We start from the raw sequence: 13,842 nt of genomic DNA, 5'->3' as shown, positions 1-13,842 counted from the left end.
GAATCACCACAAGTCCCCTGTAGGAGTGAGCCTGCTCGCGATAGCGGTGTGTCAGTCGCAGGATAGGTTGAATGTTCAACCGCTATCGCGAGCAGGCTCACTCCTACAAGGGGGGTGAAGGTTTCGATGAAGTGGTGAATCAGGGGTGTGGGATTCTGGCGATAGGCGAGGGCGACGGTGCTTTGGCAATCGGGATCGGTCAGCGGCAGAAAGCGCACGCCGCTCGGCGCAATGTCCTGCATCGATTCCGGCAGCAGGGCGATGCCGAACCCGGCCTGAATCAACTGTAACTGCGTGGTTTTGCGCGACATCACCCGCGCAGCTTTGGGGAAGAAACCCTGACGCATGCACAGATCGGCACACAGATAACTCAGGCCGCCACGTTGTGGATGCGGGATCGAGATGAACGCTTCGTCCTTCAACTGTGCCAGGTCGACACGCTCAGCGGCGGCCAACCGATGATCCATCGGAACCGCCAGCAGCAATCGCTCAGTGAACAGCGGCACAATCTGAATCCCTTCACGCTGACGCAACACTGGCAGGCGCAGCAGGCCGATATCGAGTCGGCCCTCGGCCAATTCTTCCAGTTGCGCCTCGGAAGACAACTTGCCGATGTCCAGCGATACACCGGGTTGTCGCTGCAGATACGCGCCGATGTCACTGAGCAAACGGCCGCTGATCGACACGGTGCTGGAATGGCTGAGGCGCAAGGTGCCGAGCTGACCATTGCCGACCTCAGTGGCCATGGCGCTGGCTTTGCTAAGTTCATTGAGCAGATTGCGTGCCCGCGGCAGAAACGCTTCGCCCGCCGCGGTCAGTCTGGGCTGGCGCGCGGTGCGTTCGAACAACGGCGTTTGCAGACGCGTTTCCATGTCCTTGATTTGCCGGCTCAGCGCCGATTGCGCGATAAACAGACGCTCGGCCGCCGCACTGAAGCTGCCGCATTCAGCGATTTCCACGAAATAGCGCAATTGACGAGTCGAAAGCACAAGCAATGCCTTTTTGAGATGAGTCGGTGGCTTTGAAGATATTAGTCGCAATACTCCGTGCTGGCTAAAGTCATCTCAGGCTTATTAAGGAAGCGCATCGATGAGCGTGGCGGGGTTGTTGAGTGAGTGGTCGTGGGGCGCCAGTGGTTGGGCGGTAATTGCCTTGGGTATCGCGCTGGCTTACATCGTGTTCGGCATTGCCGGTTTTGGCACGGCGCTGGTGGCGGGGCCGATTCTGATTCTGTTCATGCCACTGTCGAAGATTGTGCCGTTGCTGGTGCTGCTGGATTTTGTCGCGGCGTTCGGCAATCTACTGCCGTCGCGGCGCGATGTGGCGAAACCGGAGTTGTTACGGCTGCTGCCGTGCATGGCAGTCGGCTGCACATTGGGGGTGATTTTTCTGCTCAACCTCAAATCCGATGTGTTGCTGCTGTTGATGGGGCTGTTTATCAGCGCTTATGCGATTTACAGCCTGTGGGTGAAAGCGCGGCCAGCGCAGTTGTCGGCGGCGTGGGCAGTGCCGATGGGGACTGTGGGTGGATTGTTCGGGGCGCTGTTTGGCAGTGGCGGCTTTTTATATGCGATTTATCTCAACAGCCGTTTGCCGAAAGAGGCCGCCAGGGCCACGCAAAGTGCGCTGATCAGTTGCAGCACGGTGGTGCGTTTGAGCCTGTTTGCCATCGCCGGTGTGTATGCCGAGCTACCCTTGTTGATGCTGGCCCTGTGTCTGTTGCCGGCCATGGCGTTGGGGTTGTGGATCGGGCGGCGGTTGACCATGCGTTTGTCACGCGAGGCGTTCGTGCGGCTGGTGACGTGGCTGGTACTGGCGAGCGGGCTTGCGCTGATCGGGCGTTACCTCAGCACTTGACCGGATTTCGTCAGGGATTAAGCTGCCGGCTTTAAGGGCCTCTTCGCGAGCAAGCTCGCTCCCACAGGTAGCGCATACCAATGTGGGAGCGAGCCTGCTCGCGAAGGCGTCAGAAGCCACACCGCAGGACTTTCCATGAATTCGCAAAGCATCATCGTCCCGAAAATCTCCACCCTGCCGGTCCACGAACCCCGGGCACGGGCGATTCTGCGCTGGCTGGTGCGCAAGAACATCATCAAAGAAGAGCTGAGCACCTGTGGCCGCACCGGCAACCGCATGGCTTACGCGATTGCCGATGGCGCGCGTGCCGTGGTCCTGCATCCACAAGCGCTGCCTTTCGGCGAGCCGATCAACGGGCTGGAGATCGTCACCAAGCGCTGCATCTACACACCGGCCAAGGGTTTTCTCGAAGAGGCCGGTTGCGCCGAGTGTCGGCGTGAGATCGGCGAAGCGCTGTTCGAAAGCCTCGAAGACTGGTTCCCGGGTCGCACTGACAACTTCACCTGTCCGGAATGCGGGCATGAAGACGACATCAATGGCTTCCTTTATTTGCAGGAGTGCGGGTTTTCCAACCTCGGTTTCATCTTCAACAACTGGCTGGAGGCGGGCTTCAAGCAGAGCTTTATCGATGAGTTTGCTGATTGGCTCGATCAACCTGTCTCTTGGGTCAAGGTGGAGCTGTAACGGCGGGGATTCCCGTACATCAGCAACATTGATATTAAGCTGAGTTTTACATTGAACAGCAGGGGGTGTCTGACTATAATGGCGCGCTTCCATTTTCCCGCTCGGGAGCCCCCGCGATGCTGCGTATCAGCCAAGAAGCTCTGACATTCGACGACATTCTCCTAGTGCCCGGTTATTCCGAGGTACTTCCTAACGAAGTCAGTCTCAAGACCCGCCTTACCCGTGGCATCGAGCTGAACATTCCTCTGGTTTCTGCTGCAATGGACACCGTCACTGAAGCCCGTTTGGCAATCGCCATGGCTCAGGAAGGTGGCATCGGCATTATCCACAAGAACATGACCATCGAGCAGCAAGCTGCCGAAGTGCGTAAGGTCAAGAAGTTCGAAGCCGGCGTCGTCAAGGATCCGATCACCATCGAGGCTGATGCCACGGTGCGTGACCTGTTCGAATTGACCCGCATGCACAACATTTCCGGCGTTCCGGTGCTGCACGATGGCGACCTGGTCGGCATCGTCACTTCCCGTGACGTGCGTTTCGAAAGCCGTCTGGAAGCCACCGTCCGTGAAGTGATGACGCCTAAAGAGCGTCTGGTCACCGTGCGTGAAGGCGCCGACAAGAACGAAGTCCGCGAGCTGCTGCACAAGCACCGTCTGGAAAAAGTTCTGATCGTCGATGACAAGTTTGCCCTCAAAGGCATGATGACCGTCAAAGACATCGAAAAAGCCAAAGCTTACCCGCTGGCCAGCAAGGACGATCAAGGTCGTCTGCGCGTGGGCGCTGCTGTCGGTACCGGTAAAGACACCGGTGACCGCGTTGCCGCTCTGGTCAATGCTGGCGTGGACGTCGTGGTAGTCGACACCGCGCACGGTCACTCCAAAGGCGTGATCGACCGCGTTCGCTGGGTCAAAGAGAATTTCCCTGAAGTGCAGGTGATCGGCGGCAACATCGCCACCGGCGCCGCTGCCAAGGCTCTGGCCGAAGCAGGCGCTGACGCAGTCAAGGTCGGTATCGGCCCTGGCTCGATCTGCACCACCCGTATCGTCGCCGGTGTCGGCGTCCCGCAAATCAGTGCCATCGCCAACGTTGCCGCTGCCCTCGAAGGCACTGGCGTTCCGTTGATCGCCGACGGCGGCATCCGTTTCTCCGGTGACCTGTCCAAGGCCATCGTAGCCGGTGCTTCCTGCGTGATGATGGGCTCGATGTTCGCCGGTACTGAAGAAGCGCCGGGCGAAATCGAACTGTTCCAGGGCCGTTCGTACAAGGCGTATCGCGGCATGGGTTCGCTGGGCGCCATGTCCCAGGCACAAGGCTCTTCCGACCGCTACTTCCAGGACTCCTCGGCAGGCGCCGAGAAACTCGTTCCGGAAGGTATCGAAGGCCGTGTTCCTTACAAAGGCACCCTGAGCGCGATCATTCACCAGTTGATGGGCGGTCTGCGTTCTTCGATGGGCTACACCGGTAGCGCCAACATCGAAGAAATGCGCACCAAGCCTGAGTTCGTGCGGATCACCGGCGCTGGTATGGCCGAATCCCACGTTCATGACGTGCAGATCACCAAAGAAGCGCCAAACTACCGCGTAGGTTGAGCCTTCAAGCAATAAAGTAAGCAACCGGGGCTGTTTGATTCAGCCCCGAGTTGTTTCTGAATCACGACTGTTTCTGAACGACTTAGACGAGACTGAATCATGGCCCTCGATATTCACGCTCACCGCATCCTGATCCTCGACTTCGGCTCGCAATACACCCAACTGATTGCCCGCCGCGTGCGCGAAATCGGTGTGTACTGCGAACTGCACCCGTTCGACATGGACGAAGATGCGATCCGCGAATTCGCTCCTAAAGGCGTCATCCTCGCCGGCGGCCCCGAGTCCGTGCACGTCGCCGACAGCCCGCGTTGCCCTCAGGCAGTGTTCGACCTGGGCGTACCGGTCTTCGGTATCTGCTACGGCATGCAGACCATGGCCGAGCAACTGGGCGGCAAGGTTGAAGGTTCCGAGCTGCGTGAGTTCGGTTACGCCCGCGTTGACGTGGTCGGCAAGAGCCGCCTGCTCGACGGCATCGAAGACCACATCGACGCTGACGGCCTGTTCGGCCTCGACGTATGGATGAGCCACGGTGACAAGGTCACCAAGATGCCGGAAGACTTCCACATTCTGGCCAGCACCCCGAGCTGCCCGATCGCCGGTATGTTCAACGACGACCGTGGCTACTACGGCGTGCAGTTCCACCCGGAAGTAACCCACACCAAGCAGGGCGGTCGCATCCTGTCGCGCTTCGTCCTCGACATCTGCGGCTGTGAAGCCCTGTGGACCCCGTCGAAGATCGCTGAAGACGCCATCGCCAACATCCGCGCACAGGTCGGCACCGACAACGTGCTGCTGGGTCTGTCCGGCGGCGTTGACTCCTCGGTAGTTGCTGCGCTGCTGCACAAAGCCATCGGCGACCAACTGACCTGCGTCTTCGTCGACAATGGCCTGCTGCGTCTGCACGAAGGCGAGCAAGTGATGGCCATGTTCGCCGAGAACATGGGCGTCAAAGTGATCCGCGCCAACGCTGAAGAGCAGTTCCTGAACAACCTGGCCGGCGAAGCCGATCCGGAGAAGAAGCGCAAGATCATCGGTCGCACCTTCATCGACGTCTTCGATGCCCAGTCGAACAAACTGGACAACATCAAGTACCTCGCTCAGGGCACCATCTACCCGGACGTGATCGAGTCGGCTGGCGCGAAAAGCGGCAAGGCTCACGTGATCAAGTCGCACCACAACGTGGGCGGCCTGCCGGAAGAAATGAACCTGAAACTGGTCGAGCCACTGCGCGAACTGTTCAAGGACGAAGTCCGTCGTCTGGGCCTGGAACTGGGCCTGCCGTACGACATGGTCTACCGTCACCCGTTCCCGGGCCCAGGCCTGGGCGTGCGCATCCTCGGTGAAGTGAAAAAGGAATACGCCGACCTGCTGCGTCGCGCTGACCACATCTTCATCGAAGAACTGCGCAAAGCCGACTGGTACCACAAGGTCAGCCAGGCATTCGTCGTGTTCCAGCCAGTGAAGTCGGTTGGCGTTGTTGGCGATGGCCGTCGTTACGCCTGGGTGGTTGCGCTGCGTGCCGTAGAAACCATCGACTTCATGACCGCACGTTGGGCACACCTGCCTTACGAATTGCTGGAAACCGTCTCCGGCCGCATCATCAATGAAATCGAAGGCATCTCTCGCGTCACTTACGACGTGTCGAGCAAGCCGCCGGCGACGATTGAGTGGGAGTGATCCCGCTAGTTGTTTCGTAGTGAACAAAAAAGGCGCTTAGGCGCCTTTTTTGTTGGGTTGTCTGGCTAGAGCAACTAATTTCAAGCCTGACCAGAGTGCAGCGCCAGATTCACAGGCGAGCTGGCCCAGGTATCAGAGAAACTGTGATCGAATTAAATCCGTATCGAACGGTGTAATCCCTTGATCAGGCGCAAACACTGCTTGTGCCTGCTGCAGCGAAGCCACTCGCTCCCCTCGCGCTCGAACATGTAAGTCGAACAGAGTTTCCAGATCCGGCCGTGGTGTATGTACCAAAGCCCGCAACATCAGCGATATCCCGCTGAGGTTGTTCCCGACATTATTCCATCGTGGAGATGAGGTCAGCCCCAAGTCGGCCCAAATCATGCGCCGTTCCTGCAAGTCCATTACGAATGGCAGGCAAATAGCTGTGTCGGATGCAATATCGACGCGGTCGAACACGGACCGCGGCTCGAATATTTCACCCGACGCCGTGTCGGCGCGGGCCATCCAGCCAGCGAAGCATTCTGGAAGATCGCAGTAAGGCTGCTCGGTGAATGAGTTGATAGACGTGACGACGTAGCGGATTCCCTTTTCGACCAGAACATCAAGGTCGAGGTCGATGAACTCCGAAGCTCCGTCGGGCGCATCGACGATGTCGCCGCTGTGGTAGCCGCCGTAACCTTTCAGGTTGTAGTACGCAACCGTTTCTCGGAACATAAAGTTTGCATCGAAGAATGCGGCGGACAAGTCGATGTCAGTGCGTGCACGACCGTTCTTCCACCACAGGAATAGGCGAATGAAACGTGTGTCAGGCATGGGCAACCGACTGCCTCGCACCAGCGTACGTAGCGACTTCGAAGAGGCGCGCTGCGCTAGGGGCACCCTGTATTCGCGTAATGCCGGATCGATGAAGCAGCGCCCTAGCGGCGGCAGTGACGCGAAACGCTGCACGAGCGCGTTTTCGCAGATACGGGATGCACGCGCCAACGCTTCAGGTGCGAGAGGCTCTCGCTGATCCTTGATTCCATAGACTTTGGCGAACGAACCTTTCGGTATGAAGGCCCGCAGGGGCAGAGGGCGCGGTGCATGTAACTGGGCCAGCAACTGCAGCAGGACAGGCGAGGACACTTGTGCCGCGACAGCCTCGAATGCGTCGAGTACCGCGTCTGCTTCTTTCGATCGGCGCAGGGCCACGTCAAGCCGTCGTGCGAACTCGCCCGGACGGCTTTGCAGTATTGGCATAAGCGTGGCGATGTCACGCTGGGCCAATAATATTTCCACGCGTGAATTAAACGTGGCGGGCGGTTCGTTTCGACGCGCTGCCGTGATGGCGGCCAGAGCGTGTGGATATTTATCGGCGTAGTCGCCCGGATGCAGTACTTCAGCCAGACGTTTCCAGCGCTCCGTATGACGCATTACGTCTTCGGCAGCGTTGGGTATTTTATCGAGCAGGTGCAAAAACAGACGGCGCATCGAGCGCTTCATCGGTTTGAAACGTGTCGAAGCGGTCGCCAGCGACACGTCTCCTCCGCTCAGGGCGACTGCCAGTCGTAGTACATCAGTCGCTGTTTCGACATTCCGCTCCAGGAATGTGTCTACCCGTTTGTCGCCGGCGACATGCAGGATCAGTGTGCCGCCAACCTGTGCACGGATCTCCCGGAACGGGATGGTCTCGGGCAGCAGTCGGAACACATCGCTTTTGTAGTTTCGGATAAACCAGGCAACATCGGCCGTTTCCTCTTCGGAGAGCGAAGTGCGCGATGACACCAGTGGCTCGAGCAGTGACTCGAACTCTTGAACGCATCCCGGCTCAATTACGCGGGAGATGAAGTTACCTTCGAGCATTGCAGGTCGAGAGCTTTCAGTCGGTGGTATGCGCGAAAGCGTGAGGTAGTGCAAGACGGCGTTAAGGTACAACTCCGCCTCCGAGGCCGTCAGAACCTGCTCTGGAAAGTCAGGATAAAACGGTCGGTGGTGCACATGAGCGCCAGTCTGCCGTCGAAGCACTCCGACAACGTCGCGCAGCCAGTAAGTGAGTTCTGTTGCTGACAACGTGCCGATCTGCTTGATCAGAGGCTCTGATAGTGCGCATCTGAATGCGGCGATTTCCCGGACAGCCGACGCGACTTGAGCACGCGTGGCCCCCCCATTGCCCGTCGGTACGTGAACCTTGGTACGGCGACGCAGGAACAGCTCCTGATTCATGCTTGATTTTCTCCTTTGGTCGCCGTCACGGACGAGCTGCAGCATCGTGTCTACAGCAGATGTAAAAACGCCTGCAAGAAGCAGGCGCGGTGTGGAGAGCGAAACCCCTAGGTCATAGGAGGTTTAGAAGGAAGGTGTTCCATAGCCACGGCGGTATTCTACGTAACGTTGCGCTTTTTTGTCAGGTCGCTGCATATCTCAACGGTAACAAGCGGCTTCACCAGAACAATGGGTACTATCGGTCAGGGTCAATCAGGGATTCGGCTTTGCAGGATCAGCCCAGTCTCGACCAGACGTTGGGACATCTCTTCCAGGCTTGTAAACTCGACGTCATTCACGCGCTGCCAGGCGGGTCGGTGGATGGAGAACTTGCCGTCGCTCAAGCGAGTGATTGCGGTGCGCTGGAGCATGCCTTGCTTGCTGCGATGGATCAGGGTGTAGGCGTCGCCGGTTTTCTTGAACAGATACATGCCGCGCCTATGCAGCAGATTTTCCAGCGTCACCTCGCTCCAGTTCACCTCGGGTGCCTGGACTTTCAAGCGCAAGTCGGCGCGAAGCAGATCCAGATTGCCTTGTCTGGCGCCACTGCCAGGAGAGCTGCCGCGTGGTATTTCAATTCCCGGATCGACATCCACACCCAGTTCCTCATCGGCTGCGACTTCATCAATACGCAGGCCGATCCCTCTCTTCAATTCACTGACGCCCGCCAGCCCTCTGAAGGTGTTGGTGTTGTGAGCATCCGTTACTACGATCCATTTTTCCGGGCTGTTGAGGTAAGCATCCCCCGTCATGATGTCGTTGGTCAGGTAGGTGCCCATCATCTGCTCGTCGACGGGGGGCAGCGGTGTTTTCATTTTGTAGCTCGCCGCGCAGTCGATGGCTTGAAGCCGAACACCGTGGCTTCTGGCGACCTTGACCAGTTCAATCGGGTTGAAACGCCCGCCCGGGTCAGTGCCGAGACTGCTCAAGTAGGTGTGCAAATCCGCAGACATATCGCCGCTCGTGAAGTAGCGGTTCAATTCCACTTGAGCGAAGTCACTGAGCAGGCCACGCATGTAGAGCGTTTTCGCATGCCGGGCCAGCGCCGGCATGTTTTCAATCAGAAAACGCATACTGGCGATGCGGTCGAGAGTTGCTCCCACCACCAGTCCTGAAGCGTTTTCGAAAATTCCGTCGATGAGGTCGGCCAGTGGCATCAGGCGGTTGATCTCGGGGATCGACGGACGCGCAGGCTGGGTAATCCACGGTAGGTTCTTGAAAAAGCTTCTGGCTGAGCGCTGCAACAGCTGGCGTTTGCCGACTGCATACAGCTCGAACGGGTCTTCGATGCCAAGACCGCCAGCACCGTCGCTCTGCATTTGGGCATGGGTTTCATCCAGGTTCAGCGCCCAGCCCTTTATCGAGCGGCGCACAGTCGGATCGATATCGTAGGCGCTGCGCACAGCGCGTGGCGGGCGCGATGTCGACGGTTGCGGATCTGCCAGCGGTTGCGCGGGCGTCTCGGGCGCTGCGGGTTCGAAGGTGTCGAGTTGGATATCGGGAGTGCATTGCTTGCCCATGCATTGTCCGCCACCCTTGAGTCCCAGCGCCGGCATCCGCTCCCATTCACCGGCACCATTGAGGCGAATCGGCAAGGAGTGGACAAGCTGGTTGGGCCTTTGCGGATCAACGATTGCCCAGTCGCCAGCGCCATTCGAGTCAGCGAAATAACGCACGTAGTACGGATTGTCGTTCATCAGAATGGCGTAGGGCGGATCAGTATCGAGTCGGTAAATACCCTGGTATTTACCGGACTCTTCGCCGAGTGCGGTGCCATCGAGCAATTCGTTGCACTGATAACGTTCGGGCACCGGTGGAGGTGCAGCCTTTTGTGCTGGAACCAGCACCGTTTCATCAAGATTCGGCACGGCAATGTCGACATCGTCCGGCACCATGATCTGTGTCGGGTTTTCAGCTTCGACGGAGGGGCTCAGGAATTCGCTGTACTCGGCCATTTCAGCGGCCTCAGCCGCATCGACCTCAGCGCCCACCTCCAGCATCGGCCCGGTGCCGATGAGCAATGGAAGGTTGAACAGCAGATTGATGCCATTGAGCACCGCACCCAGTACGCCGGCCTTGCGCTCGGCCCTGGTTTTAGCGTTTTGCGCCTGATCGATATTCAGGCCCATGTTCGCGAGGGTGGCACCAATCACCGGCAGCGCCAGCGGCCAGCCGACAGTGGCCATCGGCCCAAACGCTTTGAGGCCGGCACTCAGGTAGCCGATCCACAGTTTTTTGCGCAGATCGCCATTCGATGTCAGAGACAGCTGAGCTTCTGCGAACATCGCCTGACGGGTCGAATCGCGTAGCCAACTGAACGCATCATCAGTCAACAGCAGGTTTGTGCGGTTGATCAGGTGATGGTCGGCCCGGCCCCAGGTGCCGACCAGCCGATTCATCAGGTCGGTCACGTTCTCGGTCATGTGCTGACGGTCGGCGAGTGCAAAATGCTCCATGAAGGCCGCGCGGCGGTTCGCGTCGTTCATTTGGTCAAGCACCCACCAGTGCAGGTCTGCGGCCGTCTCCTTGACCACGAACGCCTTGGTTTCACCGGGCAGGTAAATAATCTGCCGGCCACCGGGATCGACAATGCGCAGGAGTTGCGTGGCGACATGCCCGTCAATGTCGAAGGCGTATACATCCCCGCTCGCCATGTGACTCGCTTGCAGCATGCTCAGGGTTACCGGCCAGCTGACAGGCCCCACTACCGAGTCGACCAACCATTGAAAGTCACTGCCGGTGAGTTGCCCAAGGTCGAGCGCCTGCACCGCGCGGCTGAGGAAATTGCACTTGGCCAAGGTGCGGAAATCATCGGCGTGGCTGTTCCAGAAGTCCGTCAGAGTGGCGCTGTAATGACCACTGAAGTCGAGGCTCCAAAACGATTTCAAGACCTCATTGCCATGCAGGCGAACTTGGTTTTTTTCGTCGAAGTTTTCGCCCTGCGGACCCTCTGTATAGAAGCCGCCGTACAGATCGAGAAGATCGGCGTTGTCTTGGTCGGTGGCGCGAAAACGATGAATCACCAGTTGTGTCAGCGTTGTCGATTCGTAGGGTTTTTCGCGGATGTGCTCCCACCCGGTAAACGAGCGAGTGCTGCTCTGGGCTGTCTTGAAACGATGGAAATACACCTGATCCGGATCAAGGCTCGACAAGCCTTTTGCTTCGAGCAGATCACGCGCGGCTTCGCGTGCTGCATCCTGCAGGCCGGGGCAGTTTTGCACGACAGTAAAGGCGATCCGCTTGAGAGCTGCTTTGTCTGCCGGGCTCGGCAGAGGAGGTTGCTGGGCTGCGTTCATGCTTTCTCCATCCTTGAGAAAATGAAGGCCGAGCATGGCCTGTTCGCTCAAGGGGAGTGCACTACATATGTACCGCACATTGTCGTTCGAAACGTGCGGGGGTCAGCGTCGTGCCACGTCGGAGAAGTAAAACTTGTCCAGGGTGTGCCGCGATTCGGTGTACTCGAACTGACGACCGTCCTGGAGGAAGGTCTGGTTGCTGACCACGATCACATGGCTCTGGCCATCGAGGTCCAGGTGCAGTTGATCTTCCTTGCTGCGCGGCACCGCTTCGATGGTGCGCTGGGCGTAGGCAATCTGTAACTGCAAGGTCTGTTCGATATGCGCATAGATCGACTGCTCGGCGATGTCGAGGGACAGGCCGGGAATCACATCGCTGACAAAGTGGTTGATATCGAGGATGACCCGTTTGCCATCGATCCGCCGCACGCGTTTGATCCGCGTGATCAGGCTGCCGGGCTCGGCATGGATGTGCTCGAGCAGCGCGCCTTCAAGCGGGATCTGGCTCAGTTCGACTACCTCGGTGCTGACATCGTTGCCGAGGCGCGGATAGGTCTCTTGAAAACTGACGATGCCGCCGAGCTGAAATTCGATCGGGTTGGTCGAAAGCACGAAGGTGCCTTTGCCATGGATCTTCTGCGCAAAACCGCGTTCCTGAAGCAGCTCGATCGCCTTGCGCACCGTGCCGCGGCTGGCCTGATAGCTGTCCATCAGTTCGGTTTCGGAAGGCAGGCGGGCGCCGCGCTCCAAACGCTCAGTCGTGATGCTGGCCAGCAGATCGCTATAGATCTGGTTGTATTTACTCATGGGGAGGCTCGGTGCCGACGGTGCTCAAAGCTTCGAACCTTAAGGCCAGGGTAGGGCTTTGTCCATGTGGACGATGGAAACACCTTAGGGTCAAGTAGGAAAATTCGTCGTTGGTCTGGTGGGAACATACATAAACAAACTCGTCTGTACGAGTTGTTGCATTAACTCGTACAGACGAGTATTTTTCGCTTCGGCGTGCTGCCAATAACAACAATCCACAGCGGAAGAACAAGCATGAGCCACGACTATCCGAACATTGCCAGGCAATTGCTGCACAGCCTCGGTGGCAGCGACAACCTCGAACAGGCCGCCCATTGCGTCACGCGGTTGCGACTGGCCCTGAAGGACCCGAGCCTGGTCGACACTGCGACGCTCAATCAGATCGATCTGGTCAAAGGCTCGTTCTTCACCGGTGGTTTGTATCAGGTGGTAATCGGTCCGGGCGAAGTGGAAAAGGTCTACGCCGAACTGCGTCGGCAGACCGGCCTCGCTGCGTCGACCATCGCTGACGTCAAACAGAAAAGCGCCGAAAAGATCAACGCCATGCAGCGTCTGGTGCGGGTGTTCTCCGACGTGTTCATGCCGATCCTGCCGGCGCTGATCATTGCCGGCCTGTTGATGGGCATCAACAATCTGCTCGGCGCCAAAGGCATGTTCATCGAAGGGCAGACCCTGCTCGATGCCTACCCGAAACTCGACGGGCTCTGGAGCCTGATCAATCTGATGGCCAATACCTCGTTCGTGTTTTTGCCGGCGCTGGTGGGCTGGTCAGCGGCCAAACGTTTTGGCGGCAGCGAGATCCTCGGCATCGTGCTCGGCCTGATGCTGGTGCACCCGGATCTGCTCAACGCCTGGAACTACGGCAAGGCCGTGGCCGGGCTGGACGGGCAGCAACTGCCGTACTTCGACATTCTCGGCTTGTTTCAGGTGGAAAAGGTCGGTTATCAGGGGCAGATCCTGCCGATTCTGTTGGCGGCCTACGTGATGAGCGTCATCGAAAAATGGTTGCGCGCCCGCGTGCCGAACGCCATTCAATTGCTCGTGGTGCCGATCACCACCATCGTCGTCACGGGGGTGCTGGCGCTGGCGGTCATCGGCCCGGTGACCCGCCACATCGGCATCTTCATTACCGAAGGGCTGGTCATGCTGTTTGACCTGGCGCCGATGGTGGGCGGCGCGATTTTTGGACTGCTGTACGCGCCGCTGGTGATCACCGGCATGCATCACATGTTCCTCGCGGTCGATCTGCAATTGATCTCGACCCAGGGCGGTACTTTCATCTGGCCGATGATCGTCATGTCCAACCTCGCCCAGGGCAGTGCAGCGCTGGCGGTGTTCTGGATGACCCGTAATGCGCGGGACAAGAGCATGGCATCGACCTCGGCGATTTCCGCTTATTTCGGTATCACCGAACCGGCGATGTTCGGCGTCAATCTGCGCTACAAGTTTCCGTTCTATGCCGCATTGACCGGTTCGGCGCTCGGCTGCGTATTCCTCTCGCTGAACAAGGTTCAGGCCTCGGCCATCGGTGTCGGTGGCCTGCCGGGCTTCATCTCGATCATTCCGCAGTACATCCCGATGTTCGTCATCGGGATGCTGATTGCCATGCTCGTGCCGTTTGTTCTGACCTGTGCATTGAGCATGAAGATTGTCCGGCCCGGTTATCGGGTTGCCTGACATTATTGAAGGAG

Annotated in this window: 8 protein-coding genes and 1 pseudogene; 5 read left to right on the top strand and 4 right to left on the bottom strand. The window is 58.4% G+C overall.

What is annotated here, in order from left to right:
• Positions 1-113: 113 nt before the first annotated feature.
• Positions 114-989 (bottom strand): annotated as a pseudogene (locus AB4N44_RS11560) (LysR family transcriptional regulator); the annotation flags it as partial.
• 100 nt (positions 990-1,089) lie between these two features.
• Between AB4N44_RS11560 and AB4N44_RS11555 the strand changes: the two are divergent.
• From AB4N44_RS11555 to guaA, 4 genes are all read left to right on the top strand, one after another.
• Positions 1,090-1,857: a sulfite exporter TauE/SafE family protein gene (locus AB4N44_RS11555; protein ID WP_460108866.1), complete on the top strand. Its 768-nt coding sequence runs from the start codon at positions 1,090-1,092 to the stop codon at positions 1,855-1,857.
• Between the two features lie 135 nt (positions 1,858-1,992).
• Entirely contained in the window at positions 1,993-2,541 is a 549-nt protein-coding gene (locus AB4N44_RS11550; RefSeq protein ID WP_460108868.1) for a sugar ABC transporter ATPase, read from the top strand.
• Positions 2,542-2,657: 116 nt separating this feature from the next.
• Positions 2,658-4,127: an IMP dehydrogenase gene (gene guaB, locus AB4N44_RS11545; RefSeq protein WP_085734111.1), complete on the top strand. Its 1,470-nt coding sequence runs from the start codon at positions 2,658-2,660 to the stop codon at positions 4,125-4,127.
• A 99-nt stretch (positions 4,128-4,226) separates the two neighbouring features.
• Positions 4,227-5,804 carry a glutamine-hydrolyzing GMP synthase gene (gene guaA, locus AB4N44_RS11540; RefSeq protein WP_127929653.1) on the top strand — a complete coding sequence of 526 codons (1,578 nt, stop codon included), beginning with the start codon at positions 4,227-4,229 and terminating at the stop codon, positions 5,802-5,804.
• 132 nt (positions 5,805-5,936) lie between these two features.
• Here the strand turns inward: guaA and AB4N44_RS11535 are convergent, their stop codons facing one another.
• The 3 genes from AB4N44_RS11535 to treR all read right to left on the bottom strand — a co-directional run bounded on the left by AB4N44_RS11535 (position 5,937) and on the right by treR (position 12,151).
• Entirely contained in the window at positions 5,937-8,009 is a 2,073-nt protein-coding gene (locus AB4N44_RS11535; RefSeq protein WP_455806170.1) for a TerD family protein, read from the bottom strand.
• A 248-nt stretch (positions 8,010-8,257) separates the two neighbouring features.
• Positions 8,258-11,344, bottom strand: coding sequence for a membrane-targeted effector domain-containing toxin (locus tag AB4N44_RS11530; RefSeq protein ID WP_460108871.1), 3,087 nt, complete (start codon positions 11,342-11,344; stop codon positions 8,258-8,260).
• A 102-nt stretch (positions 11,345-11,446) separates the two neighbouring features.
• Complete coding sequence (gene treR / locus AB4N44_RS11525) at positions 11,447-12,151, bottom strand: trehalose operon repressor (RefSeq protein WP_460108872.1); 705 nt, start codon at positions 12,149-12,151, stop codon at positions 11,447-11,449.
• A gap of 234 nt (positions 12,152-12,385) precedes the next feature.
• On the opposite strand from treR, the gene treP reads away from it, so the two are divergent.
• Positions 12,386-13,828, top strand: a complete 1,443-nt coding sequence (gene treP / locus AB4N44_RS11520) for a PTS system trehalose-specific EIIBC component (protein ID WP_127929651.1) — start codon at positions 12,386-12,388, stop codon at positions 13,826-13,828.
• The last annotated feature ends 14 nt before the right edge of the window (positions 13,829-13,842 follow it).

The organism is Pseudomonas sp. S3_C06, from assembly GCF_054667675.1.
The sequence above is the reverse complement of the archived record's forward strand: the minus strand, read 5'-3'. Positions and strand labels throughout refer to the sequence as shown.